The 22,421-nt window shown below is 49.1% G+C and carries 21 protein-coding genes; 12 read left to right on the forward strand and 9 right to left on the reverse strand.

Translation table 11 applies throughout. The annotated features are described in order from the left end of the window. Positions 1-149 precede the first annotated feature (149 nt). Together DYD62_RS00725 and DYD62_RS00730 are read left to right on the forward strand one after the other, a co-directional pair. Complete coding sequence (locus DYD62_RS00725) at positions 150-824, forward strand: DUF6933 domain-containing protein (RefSeq protein ID WP_115225616.1); 675 nt, start codon at positions 150-152, stop codon at positions 822-824. A 151-nt stretch (positions 825-975) separates the two neighbouring features. Then, positions 976-4,212, forward strand: a complete 3,237-nt coding sequence (locus DYD62_RS00730) for a type I restriction endonuclease subunit R (RefSeq protein ID WP_115225617.1) — start codon at positions 976-978, stop codon at positions 4,210-4,212. 173 nt (positions 4,213-4,385) lie between these two features. Here DYD62_RS00730 and DYD62_RS00735 read toward each other — a convergent pair whose 3' ends face one another. Continuing rightward, positions 4,386-6,590 carry an OsmC domain/YcaO domain-containing protein gene (locus DYD62_RS00735; protein ID WP_115225618.1) on the reverse strand — a complete coding sequence of 735 codons (2,205 nt, stop codon included), beginning with the start codon at positions 6,588-6,590 and terminating at the stop codon, positions 4,386-4,388. 527 nt (positions 6,591-7,117) lie between these two features. On the opposite strand from DYD62_RS00735, the gene DYD62_RS00740 reads away from it, so the two are divergent. The 10 genes from DYD62_RS00740 to DYD62_RS00785 all read left to right on the forward strand — a co-directional run bounded on the left by DYD62_RS00740 (position 7,118) and on the right by DYD62_RS00785 (position 14,359). Then, positions 7,118-9,079 (forward strand): GGDEF domain-containing protein, encoded by a 1,962-nt coding sequence (locus tag DYD62_RS00740; protein WP_115225619.1) that lies wholly within the window; start codon positions 7,118-7,120, stop codon positions 9,077-9,079. A 295-nt stretch (positions 9,080-9,374) separates the two neighbouring features. After that, positions 9,375-10,109, forward strand: coding sequence for a DUF695 domain-containing protein (locus DYD62_RS00745; protein WP_115225620.1), 735 nt, complete (start codon positions 9,375-9,377; stop codon positions 10,107-10,109). A gap of 34 nt (positions 10,110-10,143) precedes the next feature. Beyond that, the gene (locus DYD62_RS00750; protein ID WP_115225621.1) at positions 10,144-10,614 is read left to right on the forward strand and encodes an OsmC family protein; all 471 of its coding nucleotides are present in this window, start codon (positions 10,144-10,146) and stop codon (positions 10,612-10,614) included. Beyond that, positions 10,614-11,063 (forward strand): GNAT family N-acetyltransferase, encoded by a 450-nt coding sequence (locus tag DYD62_RS00755; protein ID WP_115225622.1) that lies wholly within the window; start codon positions 10,614-10,616, stop codon positions 11,061-11,063. Before DYD62_RS00750 ends, DYD62_RS00755 begins: the two co-directional genes overlap by 1 nt. Before the next feature lie 68 nt (positions 11,064-11,131). After that, complete coding sequence (locus DYD62_RS00760) at positions 11,132-11,674, forward strand: 2-thiouracil desulfurase family protein (protein WP_115225623.1); 543 nt, start codon at positions 11,132-11,134, stop codon at positions 11,672-11,674. A 5-nt stretch (positions 11,675-11,679) separates the two neighbouring features. Continuing rightward, positions 11,680-12,237, forward strand: a complete 558-nt coding sequence (locus DYD62_RS00765) for a nucleotidyltransferase family protein (RefSeq protein ID WP_165928571.1) — start codon at positions 11,680-11,682, stop codon at positions 12,235-12,237. Positions 12,238-12,296: 59 nt separating this feature from the next. Continuing rightward, the gene (locus DYD62_RS00770; RefSeq protein ID WP_115225625.1) at positions 12,297-12,806 is read left to right on the forward strand and encodes a GNAT family N-acetyltransferase; all 510 of its coding nucleotides are present in this window, start codon (positions 12,297-12,299) and stop codon (positions 12,804-12,806) included. Further along, positions 12,806-13,387 (forward strand): DJ-1/PfpI family protein, encoded by a 582-nt coding sequence (locus tag DYD62_RS00775; protein WP_115225626.1) that lies wholly within the window; start codon positions 12,806-12,808, stop codon positions 13,385-13,387. The genes DYD62_RS00770 and DYD62_RS00775 overlap by 1 nt, the downstream gene beginning before the upstream one ends. A 36-nt stretch (positions 13,388-13,423) precedes the next feature. After that, complete coding sequence (locus DYD62_RS00780; protein ID WP_115225627.1) at positions 13,424-13,798, forward strand: nuclear transport factor 2 family protein; 375 nt, start codon at positions 13,424-13,426, stop codon at positions 13,796-13,798. After that, entirely contained in the window at positions 13,799-14,359 is a 561-nt protein-coding gene (locus DYD62_RS00785) for a nucleotidyltransferase family protein (protein ID WP_115225628.1), read from the forward strand. Positions 14,360-14,524: 165 nt separating this feature from the next. Here the strand turns inward: DYD62_RS00785 and DYD62_RS00790 are convergent, their stop codons facing one another. From DYD62_RS00790 to DYD62_RS00830, 8 genes are all read right to left on the reverse strand, one after another. Beyond that, positions 14,525-15,091: a GNAT family N-acetyltransferase gene (locus DYD62_RS00790; protein WP_115225629.1), complete on the reverse strand. Its 567-nt coding sequence runs from the start codon at positions 15,089-15,091 to the stop codon at positions 14,525-14,527. A gap of 19 nt (positions 15,092-15,110) precedes the next feature. Further along, positions 15,111-16,013, reverse strand: coding sequence for a peptidylprolyl isomerase (locus DYD62_RS00795; RefSeq protein ID WP_115225630.1), 903 nt, complete (start codon positions 16,011-16,013; stop codon positions 15,111-15,113). Positions 16,014-16,052: 39 nt separating this feature from the next. Next, positions 16,053-16,415 (reverse strand): glutaredoxin family protein, encoded by a 363-nt coding sequence (locus DYD62_RS00800; protein ID WP_115225631.1) that lies wholly within the window; start codon positions 16,413-16,415, stop codon positions 16,053-16,055. Positions 16,416-16,578: 163 nt separating this feature from the next. Then, positions 16,579-17,085: an Ivy family c-type lysozyme inhibitor gene (locus DYD62_RS00805; protein WP_115225632.1), complete on the reverse strand. Its 507-nt coding sequence runs from the start codon at positions 17,083-17,085 to the stop codon at positions 16,579-16,581. A 58-nt stretch (positions 17,086-17,143) separates the two neighbouring features. Further along, positions 17,144-18,223 carry a calcium:cation antiporter gene (locus DYD62_RS00810; protein ID WP_115225633.1) on the reverse strand — a complete coding sequence of 360 codons (1,080 nt, stop codon included), beginning with the start codon at positions 18,221-18,223 and terminating at the stop codon, positions 17,144-17,146. A 352-nt stretch (positions 18,224-18,575) separates the two neighbouring features. Continuing rightward, positions 18,576-19,157, reverse strand: a complete 582-nt coding sequence (locus tag DYD62_RS00820) for a PEP-CTERM sorting domain-containing protein (protein ID WP_115225635.1) — start codon at positions 19,155-19,157, stop codon at positions 18,576-18,578. 188 nt (positions 19,158-19,345) lie between these two features. Next, positions 19,346-20,062: a rhodoquinone biosynthesis methyltransferase RquA gene (gene rquA, locus DYD62_RS00825; protein WP_115225636.1), complete on the reverse strand. Its 717-nt coding sequence runs from the start codon at positions 20,060-20,062 to the stop codon at positions 19,346-19,348. A gap of 158 nt (positions 20,063-20,220) precedes the next feature. After that, entirely contained in the window at positions 20,221-21,939 is a 1,719-nt protein-coding gene (locus DYD62_RS00830) for a DEAD/DEAH box helicase (protein ID WP_115225637.1), read from the reverse strand. Positions 21,940-22,421 lie beyond the last annotated feature (482 nt).

A 22,421-nucleotide genomic window follows, 5' to 3' on the forward strand; every position in this document is an offset into this window, starting at 1 on the left:
GTCAACATAAGTTGACTACTAGTGAACTTTGCCAACTTTTTTGTTTGAGTCTTTACGCTTAGTTTTGTTCCGTAAATACATATTAAATCAATGGATTAACTTAACTCGACGACATGAATGTCGTCGAGTTGTTGGAGTCGGAGTTAAACATGCAATTTTATTGCTCAAAAGCCGCCGCTGAGGCGCTAGAAACGACCCAAAAGGGTTTGGTGAAGTCGTGGCTGGAGGCTGCGCCCGTTCCCGAGGCGGCGGGGCCGTGGGTGTGGCAGGTGCATGCGATTAAGTTGGCGCGGCAGAATGTGTTTATCGTGATGGAACGCGAAACGCGTTTTTCTATGGTGTTCTGGGGCATCAAAAAAGGCGATGGTGAAACACTGCTGAAGCAGTTTTACGAGCGGCTGGTGAATTTGCTGCTGTGGATTAACCAAGATGTGAATTGGCTGAATGCTGCTGAGGCGGATGCGGCGATTAAGCAAATTTTGCAGCGTGGCCAGCGATATTGCTTTGTGGCTGGCGTTGACCGCAGCGCGCAAACGCATATCAATGAAGTGGCGCGTGATTGTGACTATGCCTTTCATACTCATGGTTGCCTGCCCAATCCCGAGGATGAAGCGGCAAGCTTTGATATGAAGACCAATAACACGCTACGCAGTGTGCGCGGTGGTGCTTATTTTTGGCCATTTGAAGCTTTTTTCTGCTCATGGGTGCGTGAGTATGCTGGGGCAACATCAGCGCAGTGCGAGGAATTGATGCAGCGTTTTACCCAACTGCATCGTGCCAAATCGGCCATTTTTGCGGAAAACTTCATTGCGGATGAAGGCTGAGCGCCTTCGTGACTGGATGAACGTGTCGATTTTTGCGTGATTTTTAAACGCGTTTTTTTGATGTGTCGATTTTAACGATTTATTTCGACATATTAGGTGGCAATTTAGGCTGCAGGCTGCTGCCCAAATCGGGAAACGCTGGGAGGCGTGAATGACCGAAGACCAATTAGAACAAGAAGCACTGAGCTGGCTCGTTGAAACAGGTTATCGCCATCTCTGTGGCTATGATATTGCGCCGGATGGGATTACCCCTGAGCGCGCCGATTATGTGCAGCCCGTGCTGATTGAACGGCTTCGTTCGGCAATCTCGCGTTTGAACCCACAAATTCCGCTAGTTGCGCAGACCGATGCGGTGCAGCAAGTATTGGATTTGGGAATCCCATCGCTGTTGTCAGCCAATCGCTACTTTCACAGCCTGCTGGTCAATGGCGTGCCGGTGCAATACCAGAAGGACGGCGAAACGCGTGGTGATTTTGTGCGGCTGATTGATTGGGGCGGTGATGAAAAAGACGCCCCCTCACCCCGTGCCCTCTCCCTCGCGGGGAGAGGGGGACAAGCAGCGCCTGTGGCGCGGGCGGGGTTGAACGAATTCTTGGCGGTGAATCAGTACACGCTAAAAGGCGCAAAACACACACGTCGGCCAGATATTATTTTGTTTGTGAATGGCTTGCCTTTGGTGCTCTTAGAGCTTAAAAACCCTGCCGATGAAAACGCCGACATTTACAAAGCGTTTGATCAGATTCAAACCTACAAAGAGCAAATTCCCGACGTATTTCAGTACAACGAAATTTTAGTGATTTCGGATGGTACAGAAGCGCGGATGGGATCCTTATCAGCTAATGCCGAGCGTTATATGCAATGGCGCACGATTGATGGCATTAGTCTTGATCCATTAGGGCAATTCAATGAATTAGAAACGCTGATTCGCGGCATTCTTGCGCCAAAATATCTGCTGGATTATTTGCGCTTTTTTGTGCTGTTTGAAGACGATGGCACCTTGGTGAAAAAAATCGCCGGTTATCACCAGTTTCACGCGGTGCGTACTGCGATTGAACGCGTAGTGACGGCTTCTCGCCCCGATGTAGTCGGCGGGCAAAAAGGCAAAGGCGGCGTGGTTTGGCATACGCAGGGATCGGGCAAGAGCATTACGATGACTTGCTTTGCCGCGCGGGTGATGCGGGAAGCGGCGATGGAAAACCCGACCATTGTGGTGATCACCGATCGTAATGATCTGGATGGCCAATTGTTTGGTGTGTTTTCCTTGGCTCAGGATTTGCTTCGCGAGCAGCCGGTGCAAGTGAGTACGCGGCAAGATTTGCGCGCCAAGCTGAGTAATCGTCCTTCTGGCGGGATTGTGTTTGCCACCATCCAGAAGTTTGCACCGGGCGAGGACGAAGATGTGTTTCCCTTGCTATCGGATCGACACAATATTGTGGTGATTGCCGATGAGGCACACCGCACGCAATATGGTTTTGAAGCCAAACTCAAGCAACGTCTGCCAAAGCATATTGCGCCTGAAGTTGCTACGGCTGGCGTCACTCAAGAAGCAAGCCCTCCATATTTAACAAGTACTTATCAGGTTGGCTACGCCCAGCATCTGCGCGATGCGCTGCCCAATGCCACTTTTGTGGCGTTCACCGGCACGCCGGTATCTAGCGAAGATAGAGATACACGCTCGGTATTTGGTGAATATATCCATATTTACGATATGCAACAGGCCAAAGAAGATGGCGCTACGGTAGCGATTTATTATGAATCGCGGCTGGCAAAATTAAGCCTGAAAGTCGATGAAATGGCCCAGATTGACGATGACGTCGATGAGCTGGCTGAGGATGAAGAAGAAAGCGAGCAAGGCAAGCTCAAATCTAAATGGGCAGCACTGGAGCGGATTGTCGGCGCGGAGCCGCGTATTGCCAGTGTGGCGGCTGATTTAGTGAATCACTTTGAGACACGCCAACAAAGCCAGTCGGGCAAAGCCATGGTTGTGGCGATGAGCCGCGAGATTTGCGTGCATTTATATAATGAGTTAATCAAACTGCGCCCGGATTGGCATAACGATGACCCGGAGCTGGGTACGATTAAAATTGTGATGACGGGCTCTGCGAGTGACAAAGCTTTGCTACGACCTCATATCTACCCCAAGCAAGTTAAAAAACGGCTGGAGAAACGCTTTAAAGACCCAGCAGATCCATTGCAATTGGTGATCGTGCGCGATATGTGGCTCACCGGTTTTGATGCGCCTTGCGTGCATACGCTGTATATCGACAAGCCAATGAAAGGGCACAATCTGATGCAAGCCATTGCCCGGGTGAATCGGGTATTTCACGATAAGCAAGGCGGCTTGGTTGTTGATTACATCGGCATCGCTAACGAGCTAAAAGCCGCACTCAAGGAATACACCGCCAGCAATGGGCGCGGTAAACCGACGGTAGATACGGTGGAAGCGTGGGCGGTACTCGAAGAGAAAATCAATATTTTGCAAGGCATGTTGCATGGCTTTGATTACAGCGAATTTATCACTGGCGGTCATCGCCTGTTGGCTGGCGCAGCTAATCATGTACTGGGGTTAGAAGACGGTAAAAAGCGCTTTGCGGATAACGCCCTAGCGATGAGTAAAGCATTCAGCCTGTGCGGCACCATGGATGAAGCCAAAGCGGTACGCGAAGAGGTCGCCTTTTTGCAAGCGGTGAAAGTGCTGCTGATTAAGCGGGACCTGAGCGCAAAAAAACTCAGCAATGATGATAGGGAACTGGCTATTCGCCAGATTATCGGGCAGGCGGTGGCCTCTGATGAAGTGGTGGATATCTTTGATGCCGTCGGCTTAGAAAAGCCCAATATTGGCCTGCTGGACGACGAGTTTCTGGCCGAAGTGCGCAACCTGCCCGAGAAAAATTTGGCCGTGGAATTGCTGGAGCGCCTGCTGGAAGGGGAGATCAAATCCAAGTTTGCCAGTAATGTGGTGCAGCAGAAGAAGTTTTCTGAACTACTGACTGATGTAGTCAAACGCTATCAGAATCGCAGCATCGAAACCGCACAAGTGATGGAAGAATTGGTCGCCATGGCCAAGAAATTCCGGGAAGCGGCTGGGCGCGGTGAGTCCTTGGGATTATCTGAGGACGAAGTGAAGTTTTACGACGCGCTGGCCAATAATGAATCGGCGGTGCGAGAACTCCCTGACGAAACACTAAAACGCATCGCGCATGAACTCACCGAAAATCTGCGCAAAAATATCAGCGTTGATTGGTCGCAACGGGAAAGCGTTCGCGCCAAATTACGGATTATGGTGAAACGCATTTTGCGTAAATACGGCTATCCGCCTGATTTTCAGGACGAGGCGATTCAGACGGTACTACAGCAGGCAGAAGCATTGGGCGCTGAGTGGGTATGAGACGGTTGTTTGCGACAATAGTATTGAGAAATAGCTGAAATGGGCTGGCGTTTTTATCTGATACAGTTTCCAACTGTAATTTTTTGCAAAAAAACGACCTTCAAGCTTTTAGCTTTGAAGGTCGTTTTTCTTTTCATGCTGCAGATTTTCGCTTACGGGAAAAACAGTTTTTCCTAAGCAGTCTTTGCCACAAAACGGCCCCGCGCCGCATGCAGCTTTTTGTAGCTATCGATCAGGCGGTGGTGTTTATCTAAGCCTTCCAGTTTCATGCTAGTTTCTGTCAGGCCGAAGAAGCGTACGCTGCCGTTGGCGGAGCCTAGTGCTGCGTCCATACGTGGATTGCCAAACATGCGGCGGAAGTTGACTTCGTAGTCGGCCAACTCCAGCTCATCATCCAGTAATACGTCCAGCACGGCATTGAGGGCCTGGTAAAACAGCACGCGATCTAAGGTATTGTCGTTGTATTGCAAGAAGGCACCGACCAGATCGTGCGCGTCTGCAAAGTGCTGCAGGGCCAGATTAATCAGCAGTTTTAATTCCAGCACCGTTAGCTGGCCCCATACTGTGTTTTCATCAAACTTGATGCCAATTAAGTCCGATACCTTGGAGTAATCGCCCAGCTCGTTGTCTTCTAGGCGATAGAGCAGTGCAGAGAGGGCTGCCTTATCCAGCCGGTGCAAATTCAGAATATCTTCGCGGAATAGCAGTGCTTTGTTGGTGTTATCCCAGATTAAATCTTCTATCAGATAAATTTCTGAATAGGCGGGTACCAGAATGCGGCAGGCGGTGGCGCCTAACTGATCGTAGACCGCCATATAGGATTCTTTGCCTAGGTCTTTCAGAATGCCGAACAGGGCGGCGGCTTCTTCGGTATTGGCGTTTGGCCCTTGGCTGGAGAAATCCCACTCCACAAAGTTGTAATTCGATTTCGCACTGAAAAAGCGCCATGACACAATGCCGCTCGAATCAATAAAGTGCTCAACAAAGTTGTTTGGCTCGGTTAAGGCATGGCTTTCAAAGGTGGGGCGGGGCAGATCGTTCAGGCCTTCAAAACTGCGCCCTTGCAGTAGTTCGGTCAGGCTGCGCTCTAAGGCGACTTCTAAGCTGGGGTGCGCGCCAAATGAGGCAAATACACCGCCGGTACGCGGGTTCATCAGGGTAACGCACATCACCGGGTAAACGCCGCCGAGCGACGCATCTTTCACTAGCACCGGAAAGCCTTGCTCTTCGAGGCCAGCAATCCCCGCCAGAATGCCGGGGTATTTTGCTAGCACATCCTGCGGTACATCGGGCAGGGTGATTTCGCCCTCCAGTATCTCGCGTTTGACTGCGCGCTCAAAAATCTCTGAAAGGCATTGCACCTGCGCTTCGGCCAGCGTGTTGCCCGCGCTCATGCCATTGCTCACATAAAGGTTTTCAATCAGATTGGAAGGGAAATACACCGTTTCGCCGTCCGATTGGCGCACAAAGGGCAGGGAGCAGATGCCGCGCTTTACATTGCCGGAGTTGGTGTCATACAGATGCGTGCCCAGTAATTCGCCATCTGGGTTGTAAATTTCACGGCAGTAGTCATCCAGAATTTCAATTGGCAGGGCATTTTTAGGGCCAGGCTGAAACCAGCGTTCTTGCGGGTAATGCACAAAATCCGCATTGGCGAGCTCTTCGCCCCAATACTGACCCGCATAGAAATGATTGCAGCTGAGCCGCTCGATATATTCGCCCAGCGCTGAGGCGAGGGCCGACTCTTTGCTAGCGCCCTTGCCATTAGTAAAACACATGGCCGAATGCGCATCGCGAATATGCAGCGACCACACATTGGGCACAATATTGCGCCATGAGGCGATTTCAATTTTGATGCCCAGCTCGGCCAAAAGGCCCGACATATTGGCGATGGTCTGCTCAAGCGGCAGATCTTTACCTACGATATAGGTGGCGGCATCGCTGGCGGTGTTTAAGGTCAGTAAAGCCTGAGCGTCGGCTTCTAGGCTCTCTACCTCTTCAATCACAAACTCGGGGCCGGTTTGCACGACTTTTTTAACTGTACAGCGCTCAATAGAGCGCAAAATACCTTGCCGGTCTTTGGCGGAAATATCTGCAGGCAGCTCCACCTGAATCTTAAAAATCTGCTGATAGCGGTTTTCTGGGTCAACAATATTATTCTGCGATAGGCGGATATTCTCGGTTGGAATATTGCGGGTCTCGCAGTACAACTTCACAAAGTAGGCCGCGCACAAAGCCGATGAAGCTAAAAAGTAATCGAATGGGCCCGGTGCCGAGCCATCGCCCTTATAGCGGATTGGCTGATCGGCGATCACCGTGAAATCATCGAACTTGGCTTCAAGGCGAAGCTTGTCGAGAAAGTTGACCTTAATTTCCATGAGGAATTCCTTAAATAATGCGTATTTTCGGCTGCATTATCCCTTGTTTTGCAAGCATCGTCCTGTGCTTAACGGCTAACCGGCCTTGCGTCCTTCTATACAGCGGCCCACCCAAGCTGCGCCGGGGCTTGATATGACAAGACAATTGACCGCAGTAAGGGGCTTGTTTGTTTGAATATGGTTTTTTTGTCTGTGGCGCTTGGAATTTCATTCATCCGCCAAAGTTATTTACATATTTTAATGATGATCATTTTATTTATATTCTTTGATTAAAAAGCGCACCATGAAGAGCGCTGGCTGGTGCAGCGATACCCTCAGTATCAGGCTTATAAAATGCGTTTTAAAAAAAATGATCCCATTTTTGTATTGAAATTATTTTTTAAAATAGGGTTGATTTATCTTTTCTGTGGATATTGTTTCGTATTTTATTCTAAATTGTTTTTTTAAATTATAATGGCCGGTATGGCTGATCGATAGTTGAAAAAAATTTTGTGTTTTTTATTGTGGTGATCACTGCGAAACGACGAATGAAACTTTTTTTAACCGCTTTGCTGAGTATTTTGAGCCTATTCTCGCCTGTGTTGGCGAATGATAAGGTGACGCTGCAATTAAAGTGGGAGCATGCCTTTCAGTTTGCGGGGTATTACGCAGCAAAAGAGCTGGGTTTTTATGAGCAGGCTGGTCTGAATGTAGACATTAAGCCTGCCTTGCCAGGCACAGATCCCATGGTTGAGGTTGTATCCGGGCGCGCTGAATATGCCACCGGCACCAGCAGCCTTTTGCTGGCCCGCAAAATGGGCAAGCCCCTTGTTGTTTTGGCCGTCATTTTGCAGCACTCCCCCTTTGTGCTGATTGCCATTGAAAAATCATCTTCACAAAGTGTTCACTTTTTAAACGATAAACGGCTGATGATTGAGCCGCTTGCAGAAGAACTGCTCGCCTATTTAAAGCGGGAAGGTATTGCGCTGGATAGCCTGAAGTTAGTTGCCCATAATTTTAAGACGGATTCACTGATGGGGGGCAGTGTAGATGCCATTTCTGCCTATCTGACTAATGAGCCCTATATTCTGGATAAGGCGGGTATTAAATACCAGATTTACACACCGCGCTCTGCCGGTATTGATTTTTATGGCGATAATCTGTTTACCAGCGAGCAAGAAATTGAGCAGCATCCCGAGCGGGTAAAGGCTTTCAGGGCGGCCAGCCTACGGGGCTGGGAATACGCCATGGCGCATTCCGATGAAATCATTCAAATGATTTTAAGAAAATATGCTAATTCTAGGAATCAGGCCCAGCTTGAATTTGAAGCCACACAAATGGCTGAGCTAATGCGGGCGGATCTGATTGCTGTGGGCTATATGAACCCTGGCCGATGGCGGCATATTGCCGATACCTACGCCGAGATTGGGATGTTGCCCAATGGTTTTTCTCTGAAAGGTTTTTTGTACGATGAACACCCTAAAGTCGATGTTTCTTGGATTTACAGGCTGCTTGGCATTTCATTAAGCCTGTTGGTGCTGGTGGGATCTATTGCGCTTTATATTCATTACCTGAATGGCAGGCTGGCTAAAGCGCTGGCAGAAGTCCGTCTTACAGAGCAGCGTTTAAAAGTTTTTTCTACTGTGATTGAACAAAGCCCGACCCCCGTTTTAATTACTAGCCCCGATCGGGTGATTGAGTATGTAAACCCTAAATTTTCTGAAGAAACAGGCTATGCACCCGATGAAGTACTTGGCAGAACGCCTGGTTTTTTGCGCGCGGACGATGTGGATGAATCAGCCTACGTAGAAATGTGGAGCCATCTGGTAAGAGGGCATCGCTGGGCGGGGGAGCTGCTGACCAAGCGTAAATCGGGTGAGCAGTGCTGGGAAGAAGCTCATGTGGGGCCGGTAAAGGATGGCAGTGGAGTGATTACGCATTTTGTGGCCATGTTGCTGGATATTCATGAGCGTAAACAGATACACCAGCAGCTTGCACACTCCGCGCATTACGATATGCTGACGCAATTACCTAACCGTATTCTTTTATTCGAAAGAATCAGCCAAGCCCTCAGCAGGGCAAAACGTAACCAAAGCAAGCTGGCTATCTTATTTATTGACCTAGATAAATTCAAACCGGTTAATGATCTTCACGGCCATGCCACCGGAGATTTGCTGCTGGAAGAATCAGCACAAAGAATGCTGGGCTGCCTGCGGGATTCGGATACCGTAGGGCGAATAGGCGGCGATGAATTTATGGTGCTTCTGCCTGAAATCAATAGTGAAAACGACGCCCGGGCTGTGGCAGAAAAAATACGCGAAGCACTGAAGCAAACCTTTATTCTTGCAGAAAAATCCCTCGCCATCTCATCCTGCATCGGCATCGCCCTATTCCCCGATCACGGCACAAATGTGGCTGAACTGGCTAAAAATGCAGATGCAGCCATGTATCAGGCTAAAGCTTTGGGTGGGGATGGGGTGAGTGTGTATGTACCGCCTTTATTGAGTTAACCCCGCCTTAAAAAACAAGGCTGAATACTAAATTGGTATAAGGATTAAAAACCCTTAGCCTAGGAAACCTCTGCACGAATCAAAAACCATTGATCGACACACCATTCAATCAATCACTTACAAGTATCTAATTTGCGAAAAAAGTATTTGTGCAGAGGTTCCCCAGGATTATTTATTATATTTTCCATATCATTTTTAAATTGGTAATATTGATACTATTAAAATAGTTTCATGATAATATTTATTTTAATGTTTGGATGATGATTCAGTTATTTAAAAAATTCAGGAGAGCTGCGTGTCGGGTAATTGGGACTTTTATCTGTGCCAGGTAGAAAATAAGCCTGCTTCAATGTTTGTTGATCTGGATATTGCAGCGCCTGTTGATGGCTTTGCCGTGATGGGCTATATCCGGATATTTATGAATTCACCCCGCGAAGATGGCTTGTCCAGCCAGGAAGAATCTGCCACTTTAAATCAAATAGAAGATCATATTGCACAGCTTGTTAATGACAATGTGCTATATGTGGGCCGCTGCACTAAGGATGGCAGTCGTGATTTTATTTTATATTTAAAAGAGGCAGATTTATGGGCGGAAAAGGCCGGGAAAGTAATGGAGACCTTCCCGGAGTATGAATACGAGACCGGGATTCAGGATGACAGGGATTGGTCGGTTTATCTGAATTATCTTTCCCCGTCTCAAAAAGACAGGCAAATTATTAATAACCGCCGTATATGCAGCACTTTAAAAAAACACGGGGATGCTTTGGATCAGGCCAGAGACCTTGATCATTGGGCGTATTTTCCCGATGTAAAGTCAAGAGCGGTATTTATTGAAAAAGTATCTGCATCAGGTTTTTTGATTGAAAAACTGATTGAGCCTGATGATGAATACCCAGAATATGGCGTTAAATTAAAGCGCAGTGACATACCAAGCCATGATCATATTGATCAGATTACCTTGCCTTTATTTCATCTTGCTGCCGAATTGGGGGGTAAATACGATGGATGGGCAACATACCTTGTCAGCTGATTGATTTTCAATTGATAAACAGCAGAGCGATCTTATGTCACAGCACACCGCAGAAATTCTTTGGCTTCGGGGGGAGGAGGATTTCCTCAGCAATCGCTACAGCAGAAAACATCTGCTGCGCTTTGATGGCGGCTTAGAAGTCCCCGGCTCATCATCGCCGCATGTGGTGCCCTTGCCGATGTCTGATGCTGCGGCACTGGATCCGGAAGAAGCTTTTATTGCTTCGCTTTCCAGCTGCCATATGCTGTGGTTTTTATCGATTGCGGCACAAAGAAAATTTTGTGTAGATCGCTACTTTGATGCCGCTACAGGTGAAATGGCTAAAAATGCAGCAGGAAAAAAATGGCTGGCGGTGGTCACACTTAGGCCGGAAGTGAGCTTCTCAGGGGCGCGCCAGCCTACCCAGACAGAGCTAGTCCAAATGCACAACCAAGCACATGAAGAGTGCTTTATCGCCAACTCGGTTAAATCAGAAGTGCGCTGCCAGCCGGTGTGGAGAACGTGATGTTTGTTGTAGAGCGATTGCAGCAGCAGGACCTGAGCGCGGCCAAAGAAATCCATGCGGTACAAATGGCGGCTTATGCTCAGGAGTCTGAGCTGATTGGTGCAAAACACTTTCCGCCTTTAAACACCACGCTTGATGATATTTTACGAAGCAATGAGCATTTCTTTGGCATTACTGATGAAGGCGAGTTGCGGGCTGTAATCAGCCTGTATGAAATGAATATCTGCTCTTTAGTCGTGGCCCCAAATCATCAGCGTAAAGGCCTGGCAACTTGTTTATTAAAGTTTGCAATTGAGCAAGGGCATGAGTTGACGGTCATGACTTCAGTTAAAAATACACCCGCTTTAGCTTTATATGCCGCATATGGTTTTACGGAGTACCAACGCTGCTTTAAAGGCACGGGAGCCTTAGAGTTGGTTTTTTTACGGCGTGGGTCTGCGACCCGATAGCGATTGTTTGAATCACTTTTTGCGGGCCGCCTAGTTAGGCTTCCACATCGCTTTAACACGGGATAAGAATGCAATATGTATTAGTCAGCGCCTGTTTATTGGGGCGGCCAGTTCGGTATAACGGCGTTGCAGCAGCGAGCGATCACCCTCTGTTGGCGGTTTGGAATAAGGAGGGCAGGCTCATTGTGGTATGCCCCGAAGTGGCTGCAGGCCTGCCTGTTCCCCGCCCTCCGGCTGAAATCATGGCCATGCAAAGTGGCTGGGATGTATTGCAGGGCAAGGCGCAGGTGCTGGAATCAAGTGGCAGGGATGTGAGCCGAGCTTTTGTGAGTGGCGCTAAGCAGGCCTTGGCTGTCGCAAAAGGAAAAAATATTCAAATCGCCATTTTAAAAGAAGGCAGCCCATCCTGTGGCTCGTCTTTTATTTACGATGGCAGCTTCACCGGCACTAAGCACCCACAAGCGGGCGTGACTGCTACTCTGCTGCAAGATGCTGGGATTCGGGTATTCAGCGAGCTGGAGCTGGACGAGGCGGCTGCATATTTAAAGGGCTTAGAGGCAGAGATTTCTAATGAAAATGGCCAGCGTAATGGTATGAAAATCACAGAGTAAATATTTTGATTCAGCACGAAGCGCAATTTAAAGAATTAATTTCAAATTCAGGCTGGATTAATCTGGCTATTGATATTGCAGGGACGCTTGCCTTACCCAATTACTATATTGCAGGCGGTGTTGTGGCTCAGGTGATTTGGAATCAGCTGACCGGGCAGGAAATTCATTCGCATATTAAAGATGTAGATGTGATTTATTTTGATGCCAGCGAATCTAAGGCGCTGCGTGCAGAAAGAGAAGCATCGTTTATGGCTTTATCCAAAAATCAATTCTTGCTGGATATGACAAATCAAGCCTTTGTGCATAAATGGTGTAGCAATCAATCAGGTGGGCAAGTTAAACCATTGACGAGCGCCGAGCAGGGCATCGATACGTGGCTGTCTGCTTTTGCGGTTGGAATAAGGGGCCGTGATTATCAAATCTATGCGCCCTATGGTTTAACAGATTTATTTTCGATGCAGCTTCGGCCTAATTCATTACAGATGGGGGAGGCCGTCTATTTAAAAATGGTGGAGAGTTATACCCAGCGCTGGCCAAAATTAATGGCTGAACCTTGGCTGTAGTTTGCAATGCTACTTGGTCCGATGTGATGGTATTACTGTGGATATGTGCAGGGAGATAAATGGATTTTGAAATTAAAAAAGCCACACAGGACCATTGCCTGAGCATCGCTCAAATCCATGTGTTGTCTTGGCAGCATGCCTATTGCGATTTATTGCCTAGTGATTATCTGGCGCAATTATCAGTCGAAAAACGCGCAGAAACGTGGCGCAATGCGTTGAAGACTAGCAGCAGCCAAGTTTTAGTAGCTCAGTCTGGTGATGGGCTGTTGGGTTTTATCTCCTTTGCCCCCTGCCGGGACGAAGATGCTGCAAGCGATCAGGCAGAAATCTGGAGTTTGTATGTTAGCCCCGCTTACTGGGCAGCAGGTGTGGGGCTAGCCTTGTATACCGCGGCTAAGGAGCGGATTCAGGATCAGGGCTTTAAAGCGCTGAGCCTTTGGGTGCTTGCGGGTAATCAGCGGGCGCTGCAGTTTTATGCCAAGGCGGGCTTTGCGCCGGATCTATCCAAGACGTTTGAGCTGGCAGGGGTAGAGCTGCAAGAATTGCGCTTAGTGCAGGGACTTACGTGATGAAGCTTGTTGCAGTGTTACTTTATCCTGGCTGTATTTTCTTGGAGATTGCCGCTGCCGTGGAGCTGCTTGCTAAGCATGCTAGGGTGCAATATTTTACGCCCGATGGCGGGCCTCATGTGTCGTCCAATGGTGCGTGCATGATGGCGGTGGGCTCTTATGCCGATTTGGCTGTGCTGACAATGGATGCGGTGTTGCTGCCAGGGGGAAACCCAGATTCGATTATGGAATTAAGGCTGGCGAATGAATGCCTGCAAGCGGCTTATGCCAAAGGGGCTGTGCTGGCAGGGATTTGCGCAGGGGCTTTAGTGATTGCTGCAAGCGGCTTATTAGCAGGGCGGCGCGCTACGCATACATACACCGCCGAGTTTGCGCTGTCACAGCTCGTGAATTTTGTGGCCCCCCTATGGCAGGGGGTTATTTACGAGCGGGCAAATGCGGTGAGAGATGGGCGCTTAATAACGGCTCAGCCTTGGGCGGTGTTTGAGTTTGCGGCCTTAATTGGTGAAGCTTTGGGTTTGTTGGGCAAGGAAGAGCGGGCTAAATATCTGGCTTATTATCAGCAGGGCAGTTTGGTCTAAACTTTTATTTTTTATTCAATAACTGGATCAATCACAATGCAATCACTTAGTCCTGCCGATGTTATTCAACGCCAGCTTGATGCTTATAACGCCAAAAATGTCGATGCTTGGCTTGCAACTTATGCCGCAGATGCGCAGCAGTTTACCCTGCATGGCGAGCTGCTGGCTGCGGGGCATGCGGCGATCCGCTCGCGGGTTCTTAGCCGATTTGCTGAGCCGGATTTATACGCCAAGCTTTTGCAGCGCACGGTAATGGGGCCCATTGTGGTGGATTATGAGCGGATTACGCGTAATTTCCCCGAGGGGAAAGGCACGGTAGAAATGCTTTGCGTTTACGAGGTGGCCGATGGACTCATTCAGAAGGTTTCCTTTGCTTTTGGAGAGCCGCTGCTGATGGTGCCTGGCGCATAGATGGATTTTTATCAGCAATTAACGCTTTGGCTAAAGGCCGATCCTGTGCGCTGCCAAGCGCTGCGCCAGGCCGCAGACTTGGAGCTGCCAGATTGGTGTATTGCGGCGGGTTTTGTGCGCAATCTGGTTTGGGATCGCTTGCATGATTACGCTGAGCCAACGCCTTTGGCGGATATCGATCTGATTTATTTTAATGCGGAGGATATTTCGGAAGAGGTAGACAGGGCGCTGGAGCGGTGTTTAATGCAAAATTCGGATCTGCTCTGGTCGGTTAAAAATCAGGCCAGAATGCATAGCCGTAATGGCGATGCACCCTATTTAAATACGCTGGATGCAATGTCCTATTGGCCAGAGTTAGAAACGGCAATTGGCGTTAGCCTGGCATCTGATCCAGTGTTTATTTCTCCATTCCCCTTAGAAAACCTCCGTGATCTACAAATTACACTGAACCCAAAACGCCCCAAAATAAGCGATTTTGAGGCGAGGGTGGCAGAGAAAAAATGGCTGGAGATCTGGCCAAAATTACAGGTGAACAGGCAGGATTATGATTTTAAAGAATGACTCATTGATATGAGAAACAGGCTGAGCAATTACGTGCTGTTTATTATAAAAATACTCAGAAGCCAAAGAGCAGTGTTGTATTTATTTTGTTCTCTGTGAGACCACGTATTCTCTGAGGCTTCTGTGGCTTAAGGTGTGGGTTTTGTTATTTCTTTAAGCATGGATTTATGCCGTTCTGGCATAAATCCGCGTATTACGCAGCGTGCCATCGGGATCTGATCTTTCATTTTTCAGGATGCCTTCAAGCTCAAACCCAGCTTTTTCAGCAACCCGCCAGCTGGCGGTATTTAAATCATCTGCAATAATCTCTAAACGTTTGGCTTTTAAGTGTTCAAAAGCAAACTGGCTAAGAGCGCTGACGGCTTCGGTGATCAGGCCGTGTCCGTGTAATGAAGTGCGGCACCAATAGCCTATTTCAAATTTGGGAATCTCCCAATCTATTCGGTGCAATCCTGAAGCGCCCACAAATTGCCCGGTTTCTTTTAAAAACACCAGCATATTTAAATTGCTGCGGCTCATAAAATCGGCATGGCTCTGGCGGCAAAAAATTTCTGCATCGTCTGCTGTTGGCTCGTGCATGGCCCATGGCAGCGAGGCGGGGAACTGGCGTAGTTGCTGGATCGATTCTGTTTTGGCTTCGTGCATGGCTAGGCCATCGCCAGAGCGTGGGCAGCGGATAATCAGCCGTTTAGTGGTGATTTCATCAGGAAAATCTAGAAGGATTGGGTTCATGCTTATGCTCTGAATCGGTTTATTGGATTGCTCGGATGGGGACGCTGGCACTGCATAAATCGACATGGCCGGGGCTGTTGATAAACCATTGCTCAGCCCTGATACGGCGGGCTTGCAGCAGGTTTTGCCAGCTTTTGCTGTCGGTACGTAGTATTTCCAGCTTGGGGCGCTCGCTGTCAGGCAGATCGCTTAGCAGCCGCACTCGGTTGATCGTGGTTCTTTGTTCTGGTTTTTCATAAAAGCCCATCGCCCCAGTGCCACGCGGCAGGCCGCTCAGCCATTGCATACCTTGCAGTACCCGGCCAACAAGGGTGATGTTTAAATCCAGGCCACGTGGTGCCTGGCCAATAACGGTGTACAGCTCGCTGCCGTTGCTGCTGTCGGCGGCCATATCGCGCCCCGCACCCACCATTCCATAGCAATGTGTGAGCCAAGCGCGGCCTGTTTTGGGATTAGCCGCTGCAGGCATGCCGTTTACCCAGCCTGTTACCGGGGCAAAGGGATCGGTTTCTTTAAGGCGGGTCAGAGGTAGATTTTTGAGGGGAATATCAAATTCGGCCGGGAGTTTTTTTTCTGCACTGCCTAAAGATTTGGGGCTGCTTTCGCTGTTTGGATCGCCCCATTGGCTGACATAATTATCTTGCACACGAATAATCGCCAGCTGGTCAAAATATCCTTCATGGGCCATTTTGCGGATATTGGCAACGTGGCGCGGGGCAAAGCGGGGGGCCAGCTCGATGATGACTTGGCCTGCAGCTAAATCCATGATCAGAGTGTTGTCCGGATCCAGTGGCCGCCAGTCGCTTGCGGGGGATTTTTCTAAAACCTGAGCACTGGTGATACCCTGCTGTTTACCGGCGGCAAAGCTGTTGGCGGCCAGTAAAAGTAGGCCAAGGGCAAGTGGTGTCCATTTGCTCAACATAGAAACTCCAGAAAGGACTGGCAGGCTGAAAAGGCGGGCTTAACTGCTTAAGGCTTGTAAGAATTCATCGCTGTCAAAGCCATCCTTCATCTGATGGCCGCGTACAATCAGAAAAGGGGTACCCACTGCGCCATAGGCGTTAAATTCCTGCTGGCAGCGCTGATCAATTGTCATATTACATTCGGTGAAGGCAAAACCATTCTGATTTAACCATGATTTAGCCTCGCTGCAATAAGCACATTCTGTGGTGGAATACATGGTGACTTCGCCGGGTTTTACGGCGGATGCTAATTGGCTCATCTGGTTTGTGCTGTATTCGGTATTACTTTTATTATTTGAATAATGTTTCCAGGTAAATTGCAGCACACCGGCAATAATTAAAAGTGTAATTAACCGCAGCATGGGAGGATGTCCTTTTTAAATCAGCACTAATACTTATTTTAAATTATCTGGATAAAAAAATGCTTCAAGCCTTAGCTTGAAGCATTTGTATATTACGGCTTTGAGCATATTTATTGCAAATATGTATTTATATATGAATATTTTTGTGTTGTTTATTGCGGTATTAATCAATCACAATCGGCCGCTTTGCTTGGCTGTCCAGCATTTTTTGTAAGGGGCTGTCGGCGGTTTCATATTCGCTGATCAGCTGCTGCTCTGTGCTATTGGGGGCTCCCAGCCAGCGTGCACTGGTGTCATCCGTTTTGTAGCGGGCCACTATTCGTTTTTGAGCGGGTGAATAAAGCATGCTGACCGAGTGGCCGCAGTTGTGTGGTTCGCATACGGAGCTAAGCAAATAGGGCTGCTTTGCGATCAGCAGCGGGGTAACCGGGCTTGATACCCCTTTGCCCACCCAGCGTGGCGTTTTTATGCCTGCTGTTTTAAATATTTTATCCAGCTGCTGGCGCAGTGGTTTATCTGCAGCATAAACATCAAAGAAGTAGGCACACTTGCTGCTGTCTGTGCAGGTGAGCGCTTCTTTGCTACTGATCTTTTGAGCTTCTGCGTTTAAAGGAATAAAAAACAGCGCAAATAATGCGCTGCAGATTGAAAAATGGCGTAGTCCTTGCATGATTCTTCCTTCGCTAAGACTGCCTGCAGGGGGCTGATTCACCTGCAGGCTTTGTTGTTTATGGAATGACGGTGGTAAATAAATAAACGGCAAAAATCACCAGCAGAACCACGCCCGGCAAGACCGTTGTTTTACCTGTGCCTAAAGACAGCATGGTGGTAAAGAGCGACAGCACCAGTAATACGGTGGATTTGATATCCAGCCCCAAGGTCAGCGTTAAGCCGCTGATCAGCGAGAGTACGGCTACCGTTGGAATCGTCAGGCCGATACTGGCAAGCGCCGAGCCCAGTGCCAGATTCAGGCTGGTTTGCAGGCGATTTGCTCGTGCGGCATGCACGGCCGCAATGCCTTCAGGCAGCAGGACAACGGCCGCAATAATGACGCCAACCACGGCTTTGGGCGCACCCATGCTGGCTACGCCCTGCTCGATACTGGGTGCCAGAGCCTTGGCAAGCAGTACGACTGCGGCAAGGCATACCAGCAGCAACAGGCTGCTGATAGCGGTGGTGCTGAGCGATGGAGGGGCCGCATGCGCTTCTTCATCGCCTGCTTCGCCATGGCTGGGCAGAAAATAATCGCGGTGTCTGATGGTTTGAACCAGCACAAAAGTGCCATAGAGCGTGAGTGTGACCACGGCAATAAAGATCAGCTGGCTGGAGGTATAAACAGGGCCTGGGGCGCTGGTCGTGTAATTGGGTAATATCAACGTAAGCACTGCAATGGCGGCCAGCGTAGTGAGTGCCGCGCTGACACCATCCAAGCTAAAGGTTTGCTCTTTAAAGCGCGCACCGCCAACCAGCAGGCAGATACCAATAATGCCGTTCAGAATAATCATGACCGCTGCGAAAACGGTATCTCTGGCCAGTGCCGTGGTTTCTGGCCCGCCTGCCATCATCAGAGAAACAATCAATGCAACTTCAATAATGGTGACGGCTACAGCCAGCACCAGCGTTCCATATGGCTCGCCAACACGGTGGGCAACAACTTCAGCGTGGTGAACCGCTGCTAAAACACCGCCAAATAAGCCAATAGTTAATAAACTAAGATAAACAGCACCCATGCCCTGCACTGGGATCAGATATAGCACCCAAGCAATGATGGGGGCGGCGATGGTCCAGATAGGCAGTGTTACTTTCATCGTGACGCCAGAGAGAGGGGATTCAACATAAGATGCTCCAGTGTGAGGTCAGGCTGTGGGGGACAATCTATTGTGCACAGATATGCATATCGGGCACAGAGCTGATCTGCAGATTTGTGCAAATCAGACGCTATTGCACATATTGAGGAGGGTATTGCAGGCTAAGTGTCGTATGAATGACGGGGCAACGCGAAAGACTATGCGCTGGTTGGAGCGGCAAGGCTATAAAAAGTTCATAGTAAACAGATATTTTTTTGAACAAGCTAATCAGGCTGCTTATGATTAGCTTTAAGAATAAAAAACCACAGCAAGTTGCTGTGGTTTTAAAAAGGCAAATCAAAAATTTGTTTCTTTATCTGATTTGCTTGCGGCGGCGTGAAACCCATACGCTGACGAGGCCAAGACCAAGCAGCGCATACGTTTCTGGCTCTGGCACTGGGGTAGTAACAATATTATCAAACTGGCTGTTTGCACCTGCCCAAGATACTTTTGTCAGATCTGTTTTATTAAAAATGGCAGTTTGCAAACCTTTGGCAGAATCAAAAACGACTGTTTCATAGCTTGTGCCCAGTTTGCTGAAAAAGCTGAATGTAATTGAGCCTGTTTCACCCTGGTTAAAAACATCCGCTAGGTCAATAGAATTAAAATTAAATAAAGATTTATTGGCCAGCTCAATACTGGTTTTGCTGCCGCTGTAATTTACAAAAACCGCGGCATGGCCAGTATCTGCCTGAAAATCAGAATTGGCTCCCCAAACGCCTAAGCGCTCATCCCCTAGGCTGTCGTTATTAATAATATAGCCATTGGAATTAATCGAATTGAAAGCATGATAATACTCATCATGGCTTAAATCATTGAAATCAATTACGGTAGCATTTGCAAAAGTGCTTAAAGCAAAAATTGAGCTGGCAAGAAACAGCTTGGTTCGCAGCATAGCGTGTCCTTAGATTAGAAAATAACGATATTCGAGTATTTTCTGTCCCGGGACTTGCGCATGTCAAAACAATAATTTAATTTGTTGTAAGTTTGGTGTTTGTTTTTGTTGTGATTAGCCCCGTGTATCGAATGAGCGTGTTGAAAGCTTGCCTTGCGGCGGCACTCGCAGTGGCAAGCCGGATCGGTTTAGTTGTCTGCTTGGTCTTTACGCTTAACCGTCACAATTTGATAAACCCCGCCAAATATCGTGCGTTTTTGCCAGATGTATTGATCTGCATGGCTGGCGAAATGGCTGATTTCATGATGCCAGAGTGCTTCTGCAAAAGGCTCTAACTTAGCGTTCACCCATTTTAAGATCCAGCGTATGGGTTGCCAGACGGATGGCTTATGGTAATCCACAAACAAGACTTTGCCGCCAGCGGGCATTTTGTTCAGCATATGGTCAACGATGACACGCTTTTTATCGTCGGGGACTTCATGCAATAAAAAGAAGCTGCAAATCAGATCAAATGTTTTATCGCACTGATAAGTCGCTGCATCTGAGCGGATGACTTTGGCCCATGGGTAGATGGCGAGTTTACGCTGGCCATGCTCGATTTGTGCCGGAGTGATGTCGGTGAGGTGAAAGCAGCCATCCGGCCCTGTTTTTTGCGCCACTTTACGCACTAAATCACCATAAACATGGGCGACTTGCCAGACTTTCATGCCCGGTTGAATCTCATTCAGATAAGCACGCATCAGGCGCTGATCATTGCCAAACAGCAGCACTTTGACCACCAGATTATGGTCCAGCTGATTCACACGGCGTGGGTTGACATAAGCCCAGTCGTACACCTCGGTCATGTAATCAGGAACGCCTTCGTAATAAGGGTTCTCAGGCAGTTTGGGATGATTTTTTGTCATGGCAGCGCTTCCTGAATAATGTCCTTAGCTTAGATTGGTTTTGCCCACGTTGTTTTGAGCTGGACCAAGATTTGCGCCTGACATATTCACACCGCAGGCCGTTTATTGCGGGCAAAAAAAAACGGCGCTGAACGCGCCGTTTTGGGAGGTATTAAAGCTTAATGATGACGGCCGCCAGAGCGTTTGATCGGTGCAAATAGTGCTGCAACTGGGGTGTTTTCATTGCTCAGTGGTTGTTGATCCCCACGTGGCTTGGCCGCCGGGCGTGGTGCGCTGCTGCGGGCATCGCTGCGAGGGGCACGATCAGGATAGCCACGATCTTGCGGTGCACGCGAATCACTGCGGCCAGTACGCGGATTACTGCGGCCGTCGCCAGCCGGGCGTGGGCTGGCTGATGTGCGTGCTTCACCGCGTGGATTGGTGTTAAAGCGGCCTTCGCCAGCCGGACGCGGGCTGGCTGATGTGCGTGCTTCACCGCGTGGATTGGTGTTGAAACGGCCTTCACCGGCCGGGCGTGGCGTGGCGGGTGAACGGGCCTCTCCGCGTGATTCATTATTGAAACGTGGGCGAGCATCCGGGTTAAACGGCGGACGGGCAGGGCGTGGCGCATCGCCAGCCGCAGCAGCTGCCGGGGCACGATCGCTGCGATTATGCCCGCGTGGTGGACGGCCGCTGTTTGGATTGCGCGGATCGTGCTTGCGCTGTGCACCATTGCGGCCATTTAAGATAGGCTCTGCTTTGATGCTTGGATCAACCGCAAAACCTTCTACGCTTTCACGGGTGATATCGCGTTTGATCAGGCGTTCAATATCATTCAGTAGCTTGTGCTCATCCACACAAACCAGTGAAATGGCTTCGCCTTCGGAGCCAGCTCGGCCAGTACGGCCAATACGGTGTACATAATCTTCGGCGACATTCGGCAGCTCAAAGTTCACCACGTGTGGCAATTCTTCGATATCAATCCCACGGGCCGCAATATCGGTGGCGCACAGCACTTGCAGCGTGCCGGATTTAAACTCGGCCAGCGCACGGGTACGGGCGGCCTGGCTTTTATTGCCGTGAATGGCCAGCGAGTTAATGCCTTCTTTAGTCAGCTGCTCAGCCAAGCGGTTTGCGCCGTGCTTGGTGCGGGTAAACACCAGCACCTGAAACCAGTTTTTATCTTTGATCAGCTTGGTTAGCAGTTCGCGTTTACGCTCACGATCAACAAAGTAAACCTTTTGCGTAATCATTTCGGCGGTGGCATTACGGCGGGCCACTTCGATCAGCGCAGGGTTATCTAAGAGACCATCGGCCAGTGTTTTGATTTCGTCAGAAAAAGTAGCGGAGAACAGTAAGTTCTGACGCTTGGCTGGCAATAAAGCCAGCACTTTTTTGATATCACGAATAAAGCCCATATCCAGCATACGATCGGCTTCGTCCAGAATCAGCACTTCAACACCGCTTAAATCAACGGTTTTCTGTGAGATATGGTCGAGTAAACGCCCCGGTGTGGCCACCAGAATATCCACATGGCCACGCAGCTGTTTAATTTGCGGATTAATACTCACGCCACCAAACATCATCATGGATTTCAGTGGCAGATATTTACCATAATCGCGCACGCTTTCTTCAACCTGCGCGGCTAATTCACGCGTCGGGGTTAGGATCAGCGCACGGATTTTTTTGCTGGCGGAAGGTTTGCTGCTCAGAATATGCAGCAGTGGCAGGGTAAAGCCGGCGGTCTTGCCGGTGCCGGTTTGTGCGCCAGCAAGTAAATCACCACCGGATAACACAGCAGGAATAGCCTGCTGCTGAATAGGGGTTGGCGTGGTGTAGCCAAGTTCAGTAACGGCGCGGACGATATCGTCCGCAAGCCCTAGGGCGGAAAAACTCATTCAAACTCCAGAGGAGATATCGGCCTGTCGCTAAGGATAGCGCCAGTCAAAGGCAGATGGGGTAGGTGTTTAGAAACCTTAGCCAAGTAGGATATCAAGATAGATCACTCAACCGCATTCTGCTTAGCTGAATATCAGCCAGCTTTAAGCGACTCAGGCTGCACTTGTTTCACCTGATTTTAAAACCATCGTGAACAGACTGGTTGTGTAAATCTAGCCAAACAGGGCGCTGAGTCGTCTTTCACTTCAGCCCGCTAAGCCCAGTAGTTTGCAGGGTTGACCGTGAATGATTTTGTAACAGCTGAGGATGAATATGCTTGATGGCGTACTTGGATTGTGCAGCGCGCTGACTGGGTAACGCGCTCACTATGGGCATTATACCTGTGTACGTGCCGTGCCGTGTAAAGCAATCTTCAATTAGTTCGAAATACCGCTGCTGACCGGCATGGCTCAGCGGCGATTATTCACTGCGGATGCTTGTA

Source organism: Iodobacter fluviatilis, assembly GCF_900451195.1.
Taxonomy (GTDB): Bacteria; Pseudomonadota; Gammaproteobacteria; order Burkholderiales; family Chitinibacteraceae; genus Iodobacter; species Iodobacter fluviatilis.

Excerpts from the sequence above, each read along its gene's own strand:
- DYD62_RS00735 (WP_115225618.1), bottom strand. The coding sequence starts at position 6,590 with ATGGAAATTAAGGTCAACTTTCTCGACAAGCTTCGCCTTGAAGCCAAG.
- DYD62_RS00760 (WP_115225623.1), top strand. The coding sequence starts at position 11,132 with ATGCAATATGTATTAGTCAGCGCCTGTTTATTGGGGCGGCCAGTTCGG.
- DYD62_RS00725 (WP_115225616.1), top strand. The coding sequence starts at position 150 with ATGCAATTTTATTGCTCAAAAGCCGCCGCTGAGGCGCTAGAAACGACC.
- DYD62_RS00785 (WP_115225628.1), top strand. The coding sequence starts at position 13,799 with ATGGATTTTTATCAGCAATTAACGCTTTGGCTAAAGGCCGATCCTGTG.
- DYD62_RS00800 (WP_115225631.1), bottom strand. The coding sequence starts at position 16,415 with ATGCTGCGGTTAATTACACTTTTAATTATTGCCGGTGTGCTGCAATTT.
- DYD62_RS00755 (WP_115225622.1), top strand. The coding sequence starts at position 10,614 with ATGTTTGTTGTAGAGCGATTGCAGCAGCAGGACCTGAGCGCGGCCAAA.
- DYD62_RS00805 (WP_115225632.1), bottom strand. The coding sequence starts at position 17,085 with ATGCAAGGACTACGCCATTTTTCAATCTGCAGCGCATTATTTGCGCTG.
- DYD62_RS00810 (WP_115225633.1), bottom strand. The coding sequence starts at position 18,223 with ATGAAAGTAACACTGCCTATCTGGACCATCGCCGCCCCCATCATTGCT.
- DYD62_RS00740 (WP_115225619.1), top strand. The coding sequence starts at position 7,118 with ATGAAACTTTTTTTAACCGCTTTGCTGAGTATTTTGAGCCTATTCTCG.
- DYD62_RS00750 (WP_115225621.1), top strand. The coding sequence starts at position 10,144 with ATGTCACAGCACACCGCAGAAATTCTTTGGCTTCGGGGGGAGGAGGAT.
- DYD62_RS00830 (WP_115225637.1), bottom strand. The coding sequence starts at position 21,939 with ATGAGTTTTTCCGCCCTAGGGCTTGCGGACGATATCGTCCGCGCCGTT.
- DYD62_RS00820 (WP_115225635.1), bottom strand. The coding sequence starts at position 19,157 with ATGCTGCGAACCAAGCTGTTTCTTGCCAGCTCAATTTTTGCTTTAAGC.
- DYD62_RS00790 (WP_115225629.1), bottom strand. The coding sequence starts at position 15,091 with ATGAACCCAATCCTTCTAGATTTTCCTGATGAAATCACCACTAAACGG.
- DYD62_RS00775 (WP_115225626.1), top strand. The coding sequence starts at position 12,806 with ATGAAGCTTGTTGCAGTGTTACTTTATCCTGGCTGTATTTTCTTGGAG.
- DYD62_RS00780 (WP_115225627.1), top strand. The coding sequence starts at position 13,424 with ATGCAATCACTTAGTCCTGCCGATGTTATTCAACGCCAGCTTGATGCT.
- DYD62_RS00770 (WP_115225625.1), top strand. The coding sequence starts at position 12,297 with ATGGATTTTGAAATTAAAAAAGCCACACAGGACCATTGCCTGAGCATC.
- DYD62_RS00730 (WP_115225617.1), top strand. The coding sequence starts at position 976 with ATGACCGAAGACCAATTAGAACAAGAAGCACTGAGCTGGCTCGTTGAA.
- rquA (WP_115225636.1), bottom strand. The coding sequence starts at position 20,062 with ATGACAAAAAATCATCCCAAACTGCCTGAGAACCCTTATTACGAAGGC.
- DYD62_RS00795 (WP_115225630.1), bottom strand. The coding sequence starts at position 16,013 with ATGTTGAGCAAATGGACACCACTTGCCCTTGGCCTACTTTTACTGGCC.